The 13,042-nt window shown below is 72.7% G+C and carries 11 protein-coding genes; 5 read left to right on the forward strand and 6 right to left on the reverse strand.

What is annotated here, in order from left to right:
• Positions 1 to 176 precede the first annotated feature (176 nt).
• Positions 177 to 1,016, reverse strand: coding sequence for a GNAT family N-acetyltransferase (locus AB0F98_RS29215; RefSeq protein WP_357741933.1), 840 nt, complete (start codon positions 1,014 to 1,016; stop codon positions 177 to 179).
• 953 nt (positions 1,017 to 1,969) lie between these two features.
• Between AB0F98_RS29215 and AB0F98_RS29220 the strand changes: the two genes are divergently transcribed.
• A complete protein-coding gene (locus AB0F98_RS29220) occupies positions 1,970 to 2,800 on the forward strand; it encodes a 1,4-dihydroxy-6-naphthoate synthase (RefSeq protein WP_350791590.1) in 831 nt (276 codons plus the stop codon).
• Here the strand turns inward: AB0F98_RS29220 and AB0F98_RS29225 are convergent.
• Together AB0F98_RS29225 and AB0F98_RS29230 are read right to left on the reverse strand one after the other, a co-directional pair.
• On the reverse strand, positions 2,761 to 3,147 hold the full coding sequence (locus tag AB0F98_RS29225; RefSeq protein WP_355144078.1) for a cold shock domain-containing protein: 387 nt from the start codon (positions 3,145 to 3,147) through the stop codon (positions 2,761 to 2,763). The two genes, AB0F98_RS29220 and AB0F98_RS29225, sit on opposite strands and share 40 nt — an antisense overlap.
• A gap of 28 nt (positions 3,148 to 3,175) precedes the next feature.
• Positions 3,176 to 3,799, reverse strand: coding sequence for an HAD family hydrolase (locus AB0F98_RS29230; protein ID WP_357741937.1), 624 nt, complete (start codon positions 3,797 to 3,799; stop codon positions 3,176 to 3,178).
• Between the two features lie 110 nt (positions 3,800 to 3,909).
• Here AB0F98_RS29230 and AB0F98_RS29235 point away from each other — a divergent pair, with 110 nt between their 5' ends.
• Complete coding sequence (locus AB0F98_RS29235; protein ID WP_357741940.1) at positions 3,910 to 6,372, forward strand: helicase-associated domain-containing protein; 2,463 nt, start codon at positions 3,910 to 3,912, stop codon at positions 6,370 to 6,372.
• 52 nt (positions 6,373 to 6,424) lie between these two features.
• Here the strand turns inward: AB0F98_RS29235 and AB0F98_RS29240 are convergent, their stop codons facing one another.
• Entirely contained in the window at positions 6,425 to 6,655 is a 231-nt protein-coding gene (locus AB0F98_RS29240) for a hypothetical protein (protein WP_357741943.1), read from the reverse strand.
• A 265-nt stretch (positions 6,656 to 6,920) separates the two neighbouring features.
• Here AB0F98_RS29240 and AB0F98_RS29245 point away from each other — a divergent pair, with 265 nt between their 5' ends.
• A complete protein-coding gene (locus tag AB0F98_RS29245) occupies positions 6,921 to 8,600 on the forward strand; it encodes a DNA repair helicase XPB (RefSeq protein WP_355144068.1) in 1,680 nt (559 codons plus the stop codon).
• A 103-nt stretch (positions 8,601 to 8,703) separates the two neighbouring features.
• On the opposite strand, the gene AB0F98_RS29250 is transcribed toward AB0F98_RS29245, so the two are convergent.
• On the reverse strand, positions 8,704 to 9,666 hold the full coding sequence (locus tag AB0F98_RS29250) for a zinc metalloprotease (protein ID WP_357741947.1): 963 nt from the start codon (positions 9,664 to 9,666) through the stop codon (positions 8,704 to 8,706).
• A 368-nt stretch (positions 9,667 to 10,034) separates the two neighbouring features.
• Between AB0F98_RS29250 and AB0F98_RS29255 the strand changes: the two genes are divergently transcribed.
• Both AB0F98_RS29255 and AB0F98_RS29260 read left to right on the forward strand, forming a co-directional pair.
• Entirely contained in the window at positions 10,035 to 11,885 is a 1,851-nt protein-coding gene (locus AB0F98_RS29255; protein ID WP_357741950.1) for an amidase, read from the forward strand.
• Entirely contained in the window at positions 11,882 to 12,055 is a 174-nt protein-coding gene (locus AB0F98_RS29260) for a hypothetical protein (protein ID WP_357741953.1), read from the forward strand. The genes AB0F98_RS29255 and AB0F98_RS29260 overlap by 4 nt, the downstream gene beginning before the upstream one ends.
• Before the next feature lie 132 nt (positions 12,056 to 12,187).
• On the opposite strand, the gene AB0F98_RS29265 is transcribed toward AB0F98_RS29260, so the two are convergent.
• Positions 12,188 to 13,033 carry a patatin-like phospholipase family protein gene (locus AB0F98_RS29265; protein ID WP_357741955.1) on the reverse strand — a complete coding sequence of 282 codons (846 nt, stop codon included), beginning with the start codon at positions 13,031 to 13,033 and terminating at the stop codon, positions 12,188 to 12,190.
• Positions 13,034 to 13,042: the final 9 nt, after the last annotated feature.

The following is a 13,042-nucleotide window of genomic DNA, read 5'->3' on the forward strand; positions in this document are numbered from 1 at the left end:
GGACTTCGACAACACCGAGGCGGCCCGGATCACCACGGTCCGGGTGCTTCCCGGCTGGGGAACCTGGCCGCGCCGACGTGGCCGGGGGTGACCTGGCCTGGGATGACCTGGCCGGGGGTGATGCGGTTATGTCCGGCCTGACTTCCGGGCCTTCCGGCTGCCGGGCTTCGCGCCGCTCATTGCCGCACGGTCAGCCGCAGGGCCGAGGGCCGGCTCGCCTCCAGTTCGAATCCGCAGGCCATCAGGAACCGGACGGCACCGAACTCACCTACCGCCCGCGCCGTGGTGATCCGAGCTCGCTGCATCTCCTCGGTGAGCAGCGCGACCAGCCGACGGCCGATGCCCAGTTGTCGCAGCTCCGGCGCCACGACCACGCCATCCAGGACGATCTCGCGCTGGTCACCGAGATCGACGCCTCGCAGCAGGTCCTCGCTCCGCTCGTGCGCGCGCAGCTCACCGACCAACGCGCCGCCCGGTAGCTCAGCGAGGAACCGCCACGATCCGTCCGGCAGGCCCTGGCGCTCCCGCCTTACCCGGATTTGCCGGCGGAGCCGTTCACGCCAACGCCGCTCGTCCCGGCGTTCACGGTCGAGGTCGTAGGTCACCTCTGGAACCCGTAACGGCCACTTCTCAGGTGGCAGCGTGTACCAGTGCGCCCACCACGCGCCCGGCCAGTCGGTGAGCTTGCGCACCTCCCGCAGGTCCAGGTGTGGCGGGTAGCGCCGGCCCGCCTCGTCCCGCCGCCCGTCGTCCGCCGGGATGGGCAGATCGTCGGACCCGTTGTCGCCGGTCAGGGCGGCGCGCGGCACTCCCACCGTCAGCGCTCCCCCGGCCGCCCGGACCAGCCGATCCACCGTCGCGAATCTCGGCTCGGTGCCCTGGCCGCTCTCGATGCGCGCGAGGGTGCTCTTGGGGACGCCCGAGCGCTCGGCGAGTTCCCGCTGGCTGAGGTCGGCCTGCCGACGCAACGCACGGAGCATCGCCCCCACGTCGATCCGGTCGCTGGTGTCCGTCACCTAGCGATCGTCCCGAGCCGGCTCTCCCGTTTCAACAGCCTCGGCGCTGCCTGTGGATAACCCTGTGGACTGTGGATAACCCGCCTGCACGGAGTAGGTCTCCTTCGCTGCCTGTCGAGCTGCCCCATATTTGAGACCAGCTACAAAAGGATGCATACGGCGCAAATCCAATGCCGCCAGCCCCGGCCGCAAATCCCAACGGTCTCGCCGGGGACGGACGAACGCGGTGCCCGCGAGCGCCCGTCCCACCCGGCAGGCAAGGCACGTCGAGGGGGCTTGAGCCGCCTCGGCCGCTGCGCCGCGTGAGCCGCGTGAGCCGCCTCGGCCGCTGCGCCGCCCGGACCGCTGAGCCGCGCGAGCCGCCCCGGCCGCTACACCGCCTGGACCGCCTGGACCGCTGAGCGGCGTGAGCCACCTCCGCCGCTACACCGCCTAGACCGCTGAGCCGCGTGAGCCACCTCCGCCGCTACACCGCCTGGGCCGCCTGGACCGCTGAGCCGCGTGAGCCGCCTCCGCCGCTGCGCCGCCTGGGCCGCCTGCACCTCGGCACCCTTCGTCCGTCGCGGGCGCACCCGTGCCCCATTTCTGGGGCAGCTCGACAGCGTCCACAGGAGCACTACCGGCGGGGCTGAGCGCCGGCTTCGATAGCCGCCGCGGCGCCGCAGTGGCGAGGCGGCGAGGCGGCCACGCGGTCACACGCGCCCCGGCCACACGCCCCCGGTCACCGTCTCGCGGGTCACGGGGTCACGGGGTCACGGCAAGCGGCCACAGGCACGGGCCACGGGCACGGGGCACGGGCCACGGGCACGGGGCACGGGCCACGGCCACGGGGCACGGGCCACGGCCACGGGCCACAGGCCACAGGCCACAGGCCACGGCCGCGGGCACGGGGCACGGGTCACATCGTGGGGCCGGGTGGGGAGATGATGCGAAGGCGGGACTACGGTGGGGTCGTGGCGCTCTCGTTGGCATTCTCGCCCTGCCCCAACGACACCTTCATCTTCCACGCCCTGGTGCACGGCCGCGTGGCCGGCGCTCCGCCGGTCGACGTGACCTACGCCGATGTGGACGTCACCAACACCGCGGCCGAGCGTGGGGCGTTCGACCTGGTGAAGGTGAGCTACGCAGCGCTGCCGTGGCTGCTGGACAAGTACCACCTGCTGCCCTGCGGCGGGGCGCTGGGCCGCGGTTGCGGCCCGCTGGTGCTCACCCGCGGCGACCGTACCGACCTCTCGGGCGCGACCGTGGCGGTCCCCGGCGACCGCACCACCGCGTACCTGCTCTTCCGGCTCTGGGCAGCCGACCGCCCGCCGGCGCGGATCGAGGTGGTTCCGTTCCACGAGATCATGCCCGGCGTGGCCGCCGGCCGATACGACGCCGGCCTGGTCATCCACGAGGCCCGATTCACCTACCACCGGCACGGCCTGACCGCCCTGGTCGACCTCGGCGAGTGGTGGGAGGCCGACACCGGTCTCCCCATCCCGCTCGGCGCGATCCTGGCCCGGCGCGGCGTGGTCGACCCAGAGGCCGCCGCCGGGTGGATCCGCGAATCCGTGCGGCAGGCCTGGGCCGACCCGGCCGCCAGCCGCGACTACGTGCTCTCGCACGCCCAGGAGATGGAGCTCGACGTGGTGGACCGGCACATCGGTCTCTACGTCAACGAGTTCTCCGCCGACCTGGGAGATGCGGGATTCGCCGCCGTCGACGCGCTGCTGGGCCGGGCCGCCGCCGCCGGGCTGGTGCCTCAGACCTCCAGCTCGCGCGCCACCGCGTGGACCAGCTGAGCGATCTTCTGCGCGGTCTTCCGGTCCGGGAATCGACCCCGGCGCAGGTCCGGCTGAACCTTCGCCTCAAGCACCTTGATCATGTCCTCGACGAGGCCGTGCAACTCCTCCGCCGGCCGGCGGCGCAACTCGGCCATCGACGGCGGCGCCTCCAGCAGCTTGACCCCCATGGCCTGCGCGCCACGCCGGCTGTCGACCACACTGAAGTCGATTCGCTGACCACCCTTGAGGTCGGTGACACCCGCCGGTAGCGCGCCCTTCGGCAGGAACACGTCGCCACCCTCGTCGCTGGTGACGAAACCGTATCCCTTGGTCGCGTCGTACCACTTCACTCGACCCGTAGGCACCTGAGATCCCCTGCTTCGTTTGAGACGTTTACTGCTCCAAGGCTAGCTGGATCATGCGGTCCAGTGCCCCTGGGAATCCGCTGAGATCGTCGAGCACCACTTCCGCCCCAGCCGACCGCAGCTCATCGGCCGAACAAGGGCCGGTCGCCACGCCTATCCCCGGCACCCCGGCCGCCTCCGCGGCGACCATGTCCGCCACATGATCACCGACGTAGTGGGTCGCACCGTGCTCGCGCAGGGCGGTGGCCTTCCCCTCGGCGAAGAGGTCGCCGGCCACCTCGTCCACCGCCAGTCCGAGGTGATCCAGGTGCAGCCGGGCCAGCCGGCCGAGCTTGGACGTGACCACCAGCACACGTCCGCCCCGCGCCCGGACCAGCTCGATCGCCTCGCGGGCGCCGGGCAGCGGGACGGTCGGGGTGATCGCGTACGCCGGGTAGAGCTCGCGGAAGATCGACACTGCCGGCTCGACCTGCTCCGGCGGGAACCACCGGGCGATCTCGGAGCGCAGCGGCGGCCCGAGCCGGGACACCGCCGCGTCCGCGTCGACGGGCACCCCGGTGCGCGCCGTGAGCGCCCGGTACGTGGCGGCGATGCCAGGGCGCGAGTCGACCAGGGTCATGTCGAGATCGAACCCGACCGTCAGTGCAGGCATGCGGAGAACGTACCGGCCGGCGCCACAGCGCTCCGGAGGCCGGTACCCGGTGAGCCAGCCGGACGTCCGAGGGGCGGGAGCACCCTGTGCCGGGCTAGCGTGGAATGACGATGACCACCTCACTCGCCGACCACCTGCGGTCGCTTCCCGACGAGTCGCTGGCCGCCCTCCTGCAGCTGCGGCCGGACCTCGTCGTGCCCGTGCCGGCCGACGTCTCCGCGCTCGCCACCCGGGCGCAGTCCCGCGTGTCGGTGGCCCGGGCCCTGGACGGGCTGGACCAGTTCACCCTTCAGATCCTCGACGCCGCCCGGCTGACCCGGGACCCGGCCGACGGCACCACCTCCACGGAGGCCGTGCTCGCCATGGCGACATCCGGGGCACGGCCGCCCGCGCCGGCCACCATCCGGGGCGCGGTCGACCGGCTGCGCGCGCTCTTCCTGCTGTACGGCACACCGGAGGCGCTCAGCGTGGTCGCGAGCGTCGACGAGGTGTCGCCGTACCCGGCGGGGCTGGGCCGACCAGCCGCGGACCTGGACTCGCGTAGCGCCGCGCTCTGCGCGGACCCGGCGAAGCTGCGCCGGACGCTGCTGGCCGCGCCGCCCTCCGCCCGGGCGATCCTGGACCGGCTCGCGGCCGGACCGCCGGTGGGCAGCGTGCCTCCGGGCGCCCTGCAGGCGCCGCCGCTCGGCGAGGAGGACCAACTGCCACCAGACCCCGTGAACGGTGGCGCGCCGACCGGGTCGCCCGTGCGCTGGCTGGTGGAGCACCGGCTGCTCGTACCGGTCTCCGCCGGCACCGTGGAACTTCCCCGCGAGGTCGGGCTGTTGCTACGCCGCGACACCGGGCCGCTCGGACCGCTGCGGACCAGCCCGCCGGCGGTCGCCGCGGCGCCCCGCGAGCCGAAGGCCGTCGACTCCGCCGGGGCCGGCCAGACCATGGAGGTCGTACGCCACACCGAGGGGCTGATGGAGCAGCTCGCCGCCGAACCGGCCCCGGTGCTCCGTTCCGGCGGCATCGGCGTACGGGACCTGCGCCGCCTGGCCCGCACCGGCGGGCTGGACGAGCCGACGACGGCACTGCTGATCGAGGTGGCGTACGCCGCCGGGCTCCTCGGCGAGCTGGAGCTGCCCGGCGTCACCACCAGCCGCTACGGCGCCGACCAGCAGGTGCTGCCGGCCGCAGGCTACGAGGTGTGGCGGGCCGCCTCCCTGGCCCAGCGCTGGGAACAGCTGGCCCGGGCCTGGCTGACGATGACCCGGCAAGTGGGGCTGGTCGGGCAGCGCGACGACCGGGACCGGCCGATCACGGCGCTCTCGGCCGAGGCGGAGCGCGCCGGCGCCCCGGCCGCCCGGCGGGCCGTGCTCGGGGTGCTCGCCGACCTGGAACCGGCCACCGTGCCCACCACCGACGAGGTGCTGGCGCTGCTCGATTGGCGCTCGCCCCGGCGCAGCCGGGGGCGGGAGAACGCGCACCGGGAGGTGCTCGCCGAGGCCGCTCAGCTCGGCGTGACCGGCCTGGGGGCGCTCACCTCGTACGGGCGGCTGCTGCTGGCCAACGTCACCCACGCCGACGACGGCACCGACGACCCGCTCGGGCTGCACCTGGAGGCCGACAGCGAGGAACCGTCGACGGCGGCGCGAGCGCTGGACGCGCTCCTGCCCGCCCCGGTGGATCACTTCCTGATGCAGGCCGACCTGACCCTCGTGGTACCGGGCCCGCCCGAGCCGACGCTCGCCGCCGAACTGGACGCGGTGGCCGAGCCGGAGTCGGCGGGCGGCGCCAGCGTGCACCGGGTGACCACGGCGAGCGTGCGCCGGGCGTTGGACGCGGGCTACACCGCCGACGACCTGCACGGGCTCTTCCGGCGGAGGTCCCGGACACCGGTGCCGCAGTCGCTCACGTACCTGATCGACGACGTGGCCCGCCGGCACGGCGGGCTGCGGGCCGGGTCCGCCGGCGCGTACCTGCGCAGTGACGACGAGGCGTTGCTCAGCGAGGTCTGCGCCGACCGGCGGTTGGAGTCGCTGGCGTTGCGCCGGCTGGCGCCGACCGTGCTGGTGAGCCCGTACCAGGTGGGGCGCCTGCTGGGCGCGCTGCGCGACGCCGGGTACGCCCCGGTGCCGGAGGACGCCAGCGGCGCGGCGGTGCTGTCCCGCCCGAAGACACGGCGAGCGCCGGCCCGGGTGTCGGTGGCCACCCGGACGCTGGACCCGCTGGCCGCGCCGAGGGTGCCGATGCCGCGCCTGCTCGGAGTGGTGGAGCAGATCCGGCGCGGCGACGCGGCGGCGCGGGCGGCCCGACGGGCCCCGGCGGCGGTACGGGGCGGCGGACGAGGTGCCGCCGGTCCGGCGCCGGTGCAGGGCCACAGCGACGCTCTCGCGGTGCTCCAGCAGGCGGTCCGGGACAAGGCGCTGGTCTGGGTCGGCTACGTCGACGCGCACGGGGCGACCGCCTCCCGGCTGGTCAAGCCGGTCTCCATCGGTGCCGGCTACCTGCGCGCGGAGGACGAGCGGACGGAGATGCTGCACACCTTCGCGCTGCACCGGATCACCGCGGCGGTACGCCCCGACTGAGCCGCCGACCGACCGTCGCCGGGCGGGTGGCCGACGCCGGCAACCGCGCCGGTCAGCGGCGGCTACGTCGTACCGTGCCGACGATCGAGACGATCAGCAGCAGCGCGAACCCGGTGCCGGCCGCCTCGCCCACCGAATTGACGAAACCCTGCCGGAGCACGAGCCAGCCGTAGAGGAACCAGCCGAAGACGGCCACCGCGGCGACCACGTACGCGACCACTGTCGCGGTTGACACCTTCTCGCCCTGGTCGTGCTCCCGGGCCACGTCATGATCGAGCGCCATCTGCGCCTCCCCGTCCGGTACGACGCCGGACGTTCAGCGTGGCACCGTTGTGGCGCGAGTGACAGGGCGAAACACCCTGGTTTCCGCCCCGCTGACCAGCCGCTCAGGTCGGTGCCGTCCCGTTCTTGGACGTTCGCGAGTGCCGGGACGGTTGCAGCCGGTACGCGTTTCCCTGCCCAACTCCGGCCGCGTGCAACACTGGATGGTCGGCCCTCGGTGGGTACTCCACCGTGCCGGGCAGCCCATCGGACGGAAGGACGCTGGCGTGAGCGGTGGACCCCTGATCGTGCAGTCGGACAAGACCCTGCTGCTGGAGATCGACCACCCTGACGCGCAGGCGTGCCGGATGGCCATCGCCCCGTTCGCCGAGTTGGAACGTTCCCCGGAGCACGTGCACACCTACCGGCTCACGCCGCTCGGCCTGTGGAACGCCCGGGCCGCCGGCCATGACGCCGAGGGTGTCGTCGACTCGCTGATCAAGTTCTCCCGCTATCCGGTGCCGCACGCCCTGCTGGTCGACGTGGCGGAGACCATGGACCGGTACGGCCGGCTCCAGCTCGTCAACGACCCGGTGCACGGCCTCGTCCTGCGGGCACTGGACCGGCTGGTACTGGTCGAGGTCGCCAAGAGCAAGAAGCTCGCCGGCATGCTCGGCGCGAAGATCGACGACGACACGATCGCGGTGCACCCGTCCGAGCGGGGCCGGCTCAAGCAGGCGCTGCTGAAGCTCGGCTGGCCTGCCGAGGACCTCGCCGGGTACGTCGACGGCGAGGCCCACCCGATCGATCTGGCGGAGGCCGGCAAGGAAGGCCGGAAGCCGTGGACGCTGCGGTCGTACCAGCGGGAGGCCGTCGAGGCGTTCTGGGCCGGCGGCTCGGGCGTGGTCGTGCTCCCCTGCGGCGCGGGCAAGACGCTCGTCGGGGCGGCCGCGATGGCCGAGGCGAAGGCGACCACGCTGATCCTGGTCACCAACACGGTGGCCGGGCGGCAGTGGAAGCGTGAGCTGATCGCGCGCACCTCGCTGACCGAGGAGGAGATCGGCGAGTACTCGGGCGAGCGCAAGGAGATCCGCCCGGTCACCATCGCCACGTACCAGGTGCTCACCTCACGGCGCGGCGGCGCGTTCACCCACCTGGACCTGTTCGGCGCCCGCGACTGGGGCCTGGTCATCTACGACGAGGTGCACCTGCTGCCCGCACCGATCTTCCGGTTCACCGCGGACCTCCAGGCTCGCCGCCGGCTGGGCCTGACCGCGACGCTGGTCCGGGAGGACGGCCGGGAGGGCGACGTGTTCAGCCTGATCGGCCCGAAGCGCTACGACGCGCCGTGGAAGGACATCGAGTCGCAGGGCTGGATCGCCCCGGCCGAGTGCACCGAGGTCCGGGTGACGCTGACCGATGCGGAGCGGATGGCGTACGCGACGGCGGAGGCCGAGGAGCGGTACCGGATGGCGGCAACCGCCCGGACCAAGCTGCCGGTGGTGAAGGCGCTGGTCGACCGGCACCCGGACGACCAGGTGCTGGTGATCGGGGCGTACATCGACCAGCTGCACCAGCTCGGCGAATACCTCGACGCGCCGATCGTGCAGGGTTCGACCACGAACAAGGAGCGGGAGCGGCTGTTCGACGCGTTCCGCTCCGGGGAGCTGCGCACCCTGGTCATCTCGAAGGTCGGCAACTTCTCCATCGACCTGCCCGAGGCGGCCGTCGCGATCCAGGTGTCCGGCACGTTCGGGTCGCGCCAGGAGGAGGCGCAGCGGCTCGGCCGGGTGCTCCGCCCGAAGGCCGACGGCCGGCAGGCGCACTTCTACACGGTGGTCTCCCGGGACACCATCGACACCGAGTACGCCGCGCACCGGCAGCGCTTCCTCGCCGAGCAGGGGTACGCGTACACCATCGTGGACGCCGACGACGTCCTCGGCCCCTCGCTGCCCTCGTTCGACTAGCGCGTGTTGCCCACCGCGGCCCGACTGGGATCGAGCGGCGTGGGGCCTGGGTGGCGGGTTGACGGGCCGCCGTGCCGCGGCCCGTCAACCCCGCTAGTTTTGATCAGCTCTTGCCGCCGCCGGCCCGGAAGGCGACCCAGGCGTCGCTCATCCGGTCCGCCTGACCCGGCGTGAACATGTTCATGCAGGAGTCCTGCGTGTAGTCCATGAAGTTGTGGATCGGGTCCAGGCCGGGCGCGGTGCAGGTGTCGGCGCCCACCGGGCAGTCGAACTGGGGCGCCGCCTCCCGCGGAGTGTCCGCCACGAAGTCACCGGACGCGGAGCACCCGTGCGCGAAGGTGTGCTCCAGCATCAGCCAGTGCCCGACCTCGTGCGTCAGCGTGTCACCGAGGGAGTACTTGCCCGCCGTGCCGCCCGGCATCGACTCGTCGAGCATCACCACGCCGTCGATGTAGTCGCGGCCGTTGTTGTAGCCCTTCGGGAAGTACGCCCAGCCGAGGAGCCCGCCGCCGATGTTGGCCGCGTACACGTTCAGGGTGCGGGCGTCTCCGGTGTAGAGCGCCTTCTTCATGTCCCGCTCGTTCTTGCCCGGCACGACGGTGTACCAGTCGCTGTTCACCGTCCACGTCGTGTCGACCAGCGAGAACCGGAACGGCGTGTCGGAGGCGTCCGGCGCGGTGCGGCCGGCGTATGAGTCGTTCAGCACCTCCATCTGGTCCTCGATCATCGTGTTCCAGCGGGCCGTCTCCGCCGAGCTCAGCGGGTGGTCGGAGATCATGTGGAAGACCGTGGGGATGGTGACGCTGCCGTTGGGCAGGCGCGGCGAGTCCTTGATGACCCCGTACGCGTTCGCCTCGTTCTTCGAGTACAGCTCCGGCTCCTGCGCGGTGGCGCCCTCGGCGACCCGGGCCACGCTGGACGCGTCGGTGCCCGGCTCACACACCGCGCCGCCCGGGGAGACGGTCACGGGTGCCGCCGCCACCGCGCTGTAGGCACCGCCGGACGCGAGGAACGTCGCGGCGGAGGCGGTGAGGACCGCCAGTCGGAAGATCGGTCTCCTGCTCATCGGTGCACCTTTCAGGGGATGGAAGCGGTGCGGCATCGACGCGGGGTTGCCACGACCAGGTCGATGGCGTCGTCTGTCCGGTATGAGACCACGTCAAGAGCGTCGGCAAAAGCCCTGCTCAAGGGGCTGACGTCGATGTAACGAAAGGCAGCCGGGGAACGCTTTCGAAGAGGCACCCGGACGGGCGGGAGGAACGCCCGTAGCGAAGATCGGCGTCGCCCACAACCCGGTGAAGGTCCGGTTTACCCAGCCGGATGCAGTTGGCAACATCGATGCGACCGCTCGCGCGTGACGATCCCTTCCAGCAGCGCCGGCTCGACGTTTCGGGTGATCCCACGCGCCCGCCCTCCTGGCAGACGGGAGCCTTCATGGGCAACAGCACTGATGCCACCGCGACACCGACCACAACGGAAGGCGCCCGGCCGGGCGTCAGCCGCCGGTTCCTGCTCGGCGGCGGTGCCGCGGCGGCCGGTGCGACGGTGGCCGGCCTCGTCACCGCACAACCGGCCGCAGCCGCCCCTGACTCCACTCCGGACCTGCTCACGCAGCTGCCGCCGGTCGGCCGGATCCCGCGCCGGTCGCGGATCGTGGACTACGAGCTCAGTGAGCTGATCGTCCTGCTGCGGGCCCGGAAGGTGACCTCGGTCGAGCTGACCGAGGCCTACCTCGACCGCATCGACCGGCTGAACGGCCCGTTCGAGGTCTACGGCGACAACGGCGGGTACAACGCGTTCGTCCGGATCGACCGGGAGGGTGCCCTCGCCCAGGCCGCGGCGGCGGACAGGCTGCTCCGCCACGGCCGGCGGTCGCCCCTGCTGTGTGGCATTCCCTTCGGAATCAAGGACTCGATCGCGGTCAAGGGGCTGGAGGCGAAGAACGGCACCCACGCGTACGACGGGAACCTGTCGCGCCGCGACGCGACCATCGTGGCGCGACTGCGCGCCCAGGGTGCGGTGATCATCGGCCACACCATCGCCTCGGCGTTCTCCGGCAGCATCGCCGGCACGTTCGCCGGCAACGCCTGGAACCCACGCTTCATCCCCGGCGGGTCGAGCCAGGGATCCGGGGTGGCCGCCGTGGCTCGACTGGCTGCGGCCACGATCGGTGAGGAGACCGGAGGCTCCATCATCATGCCGGCGGCGGCGAACGGCGCGAGCGCCATCAAGCCCTCGCTGGGCCTCGTCTCCACCGCCGGGACGATGCCGCTCTCGCCGGGCTACGACGTGCTCGGGCCGATCACCCGTTCGATCCGGGACGCGTCGCTCGTGCTGGCCGCCGTCCTCGGACCGGACCCCGCGTCCGACCCGCTCACCCTCTCCGCCCCGGACCCGTTCCCCGCGCTGCCGGTGGCCGCGCGGCGTGGCGGTCGCCCCCTGGCTGGTACGACCATCGGCATCCCAGAGACCGACTGGATGACCCGAGGCGGCACGGGGGTCCCGCCCGCAGAGACGTACGACGGCGACTACCGGGCCGCCTTTGAACGGTTCAAGGCCGAGCTGGCCGCCCTGGGAGCCACGGTCAGGGAGTTCCCCGGCCTCGACGTCACCGTGGCGGCGAACGACCCGTACTTCCGCACCACCGAACGTCTCCCGCTGCCCGACGGCAGTGTGGTGTCGCCCGCCACGGCGCTGCTCAATCCGAACCGGTACGAGATCCGCTACTGGCAGGCGATCCAGGCGTTCGCCGAGTCGCACCCCGAGAACGCCCCCGCGTTGACCCGGCAGTTCGGCGACCTCGCCGAGGCCGCGGCGATCGCCGGCGCGATCCCCACCGCCGTGCGTGACGAGGGCGAACGCCGCCGCCGTACGCTGCAGGCCAACTACCAGCGGGCGCTCGACGAGGCCGGCGTCGACTTCATGCTCGTGCTGCCGATGGGCGCGCAGATCGGGCCCCGGTTCGGCGGCACCCAGCTCCGCAACTACCGCAGCTTCTACCAGCTCCCCAACGCGCTCACCTGGCCCATGGTGACCTTCCCGATCGGTTACGACAGCACGGAAGGGCTGCCGATCAACGCCGCCTTCTGGGGACCCCGGTTCTCCGAGCCGGAGCTGGTCCAGGCTGCTCTGGACTACCAGGACCGGCATCCGCAGCACCATCGAGCGGCTCCGCCCGATCCCGTCTTCGTGCCGCAGCACACGCGGGGTCTGGCTCCGGCCGAGGAGACGGTGCCGCCTGAGCTGTCGAACGACCCGCTCGTCGCGGAGAGGGCGTGGTCATGACCGAGCCCTTCCTGACCGTGGAGTGGCAGCCGCTGCTCAACGCGGGCCTCCCGCTGCGTGAGCCGGACGATGAGCCCGAGCCGGCGCTGACCGTCGAGTGGGGGCCGAAGCTCGGCACGAGCTGGTACGCCTACGGCGAGGACCTCTCCGAGGAGGCCGACGCCCGGTAACGAACCGCGACCGCCCGCCAGCTGCCTGCTTGATCGACTCGGCTTCCTTGAAGTCGGGGTGTCCAGCCCGAGCCGGACACCCCGACTTGTCTGCCAGCCGAGTCGGTCGAGCGGTTCAGCGCCGGTAGCGGATCAGCTCCAGATTGCGGCGACTGCCTCGGCGTGGGCGGCGCCGACGGCCCGGCCCGCCTGGGCAGCCGGACCCCGGGTCGCGGGTGACAGGGCGTTGGTGCCGAACGCGTCGACGGAGGCCTGGTCGGCGCTGATCACGTGCACCTTGGCCGGGGCAAGCTTGGCGATCTCGTCGTCGAGGTTGCCCCACGGCTGCGGGGTGCCCTCCAGGATGGGCTGGATGATCAGCACCCGGTCGGCACCGGCGGCGAGGTCGGCATTGGTCATCGAGCGCACCCCGCCGTCGATGTAGTGGCGGTCGCCGATCGCCACGGGCGGCCAGATGCCGGGCACCGCGCAGCTGGCGGCCACCGCATCGCGCAGGGACACCCCGGAGTCGCCGGTGAAGACGGTCACCTCACCGCTCTCGGCGTCGACGGCGGGCAGCCGTACGTCCCGACTCGGCCAGGCCTTGACCGGGAGCCGGGCGTCGATCGCGGCGAGTCGAGCAGCAGGGTCCACGTTCTGCGCGGCGAGTGCGAGCGCACCCAGGCGGCGGCGGGCCTCCGCCGGATCGGAGATGCCGGTCAGCACCGCGCCGTACTCGCCGAAGAGCTTCTCCGTGTCGACGTCCACCTCGATCTCCGCGGTCTCCGCGCGCAGCTGAGCCGCGTACAGGTCGTCGAGCGGGGTGCCGCTGGTGATCTGCGCGGCGACCGCCGAACCGGCCGAGGTGCCCACCACCAGGTCGGCGGCGAGGATCCGGTCGGCGAGCGCCGGATCGGCGTCGGCGAGGCCGCGCAGGACCCCGAGTTCCCAGGCGATGCCGGCGACTCCGCCGCCGGCCAATACCAGTGCGCTACCCATGAACGGAGC

Source organism: Micromonospora sp. NPDC023737 (assembly GCF_040639715.1).
Taxonomy (GTDB): Bacteria; Actinomycetota; Actinomycetes; order Mycobacteriales; family Micromonosporaceae; genus Micromonospora.

Bases quoted from the DNA above. Each gene is read 5' to 3' on its own strand.
- AB0F98_RS29260 (WP_357741953.1), top strand. From the start codon at position 11,882: ATGACCGAGCCCTTCCTGACCGTGGAGTGGCAGCCGCTGCTCAACGCG.
- AB0F98_RS29255 (WP_357741950.1), top strand. From the start codon at position 10,035: ATGGGCAACAGCACTGATGCCACCGCGACACCGACCACAACGGAAGGC.
- AB0F98_RS29230 (WP_357741937.1), bottom strand. From the start codon at position 3,799: ATGCCTGCACTGACGGTCGGGTTCGATCTCGACATGACCCTGGTCGAC.
- AB0F98_RS29265 (WP_357741955.1), bottom strand. From the start codon at position 13,033: ATGGGTAGCGCACTGGTATTGGCCGGCGGCGGAGTCGCCGGCATCGCC.
- AB0F98_RS29250 (WP_357741947.1), bottom strand. From the start codon at position 9,666: ATGAGCAGGAGACCGATCTTCCGACTGGCGGTCCTCACCGCCTCCGCC.
- AB0F98_RS29235 (WP_357741940.1), top strand. From the start codon at position 3,910: ATGACCACCTCACTCGCCGACCACCTGCGGTCGCTTCCCGACGAGTCG.
- AB0F98_RS29240 (WP_357741943.1), bottom strand. From the start codon at position 6,655: ATGGCGCTCGATCATGACGTGGCCCGGGAGCACGACCAGGGCGAGAAG.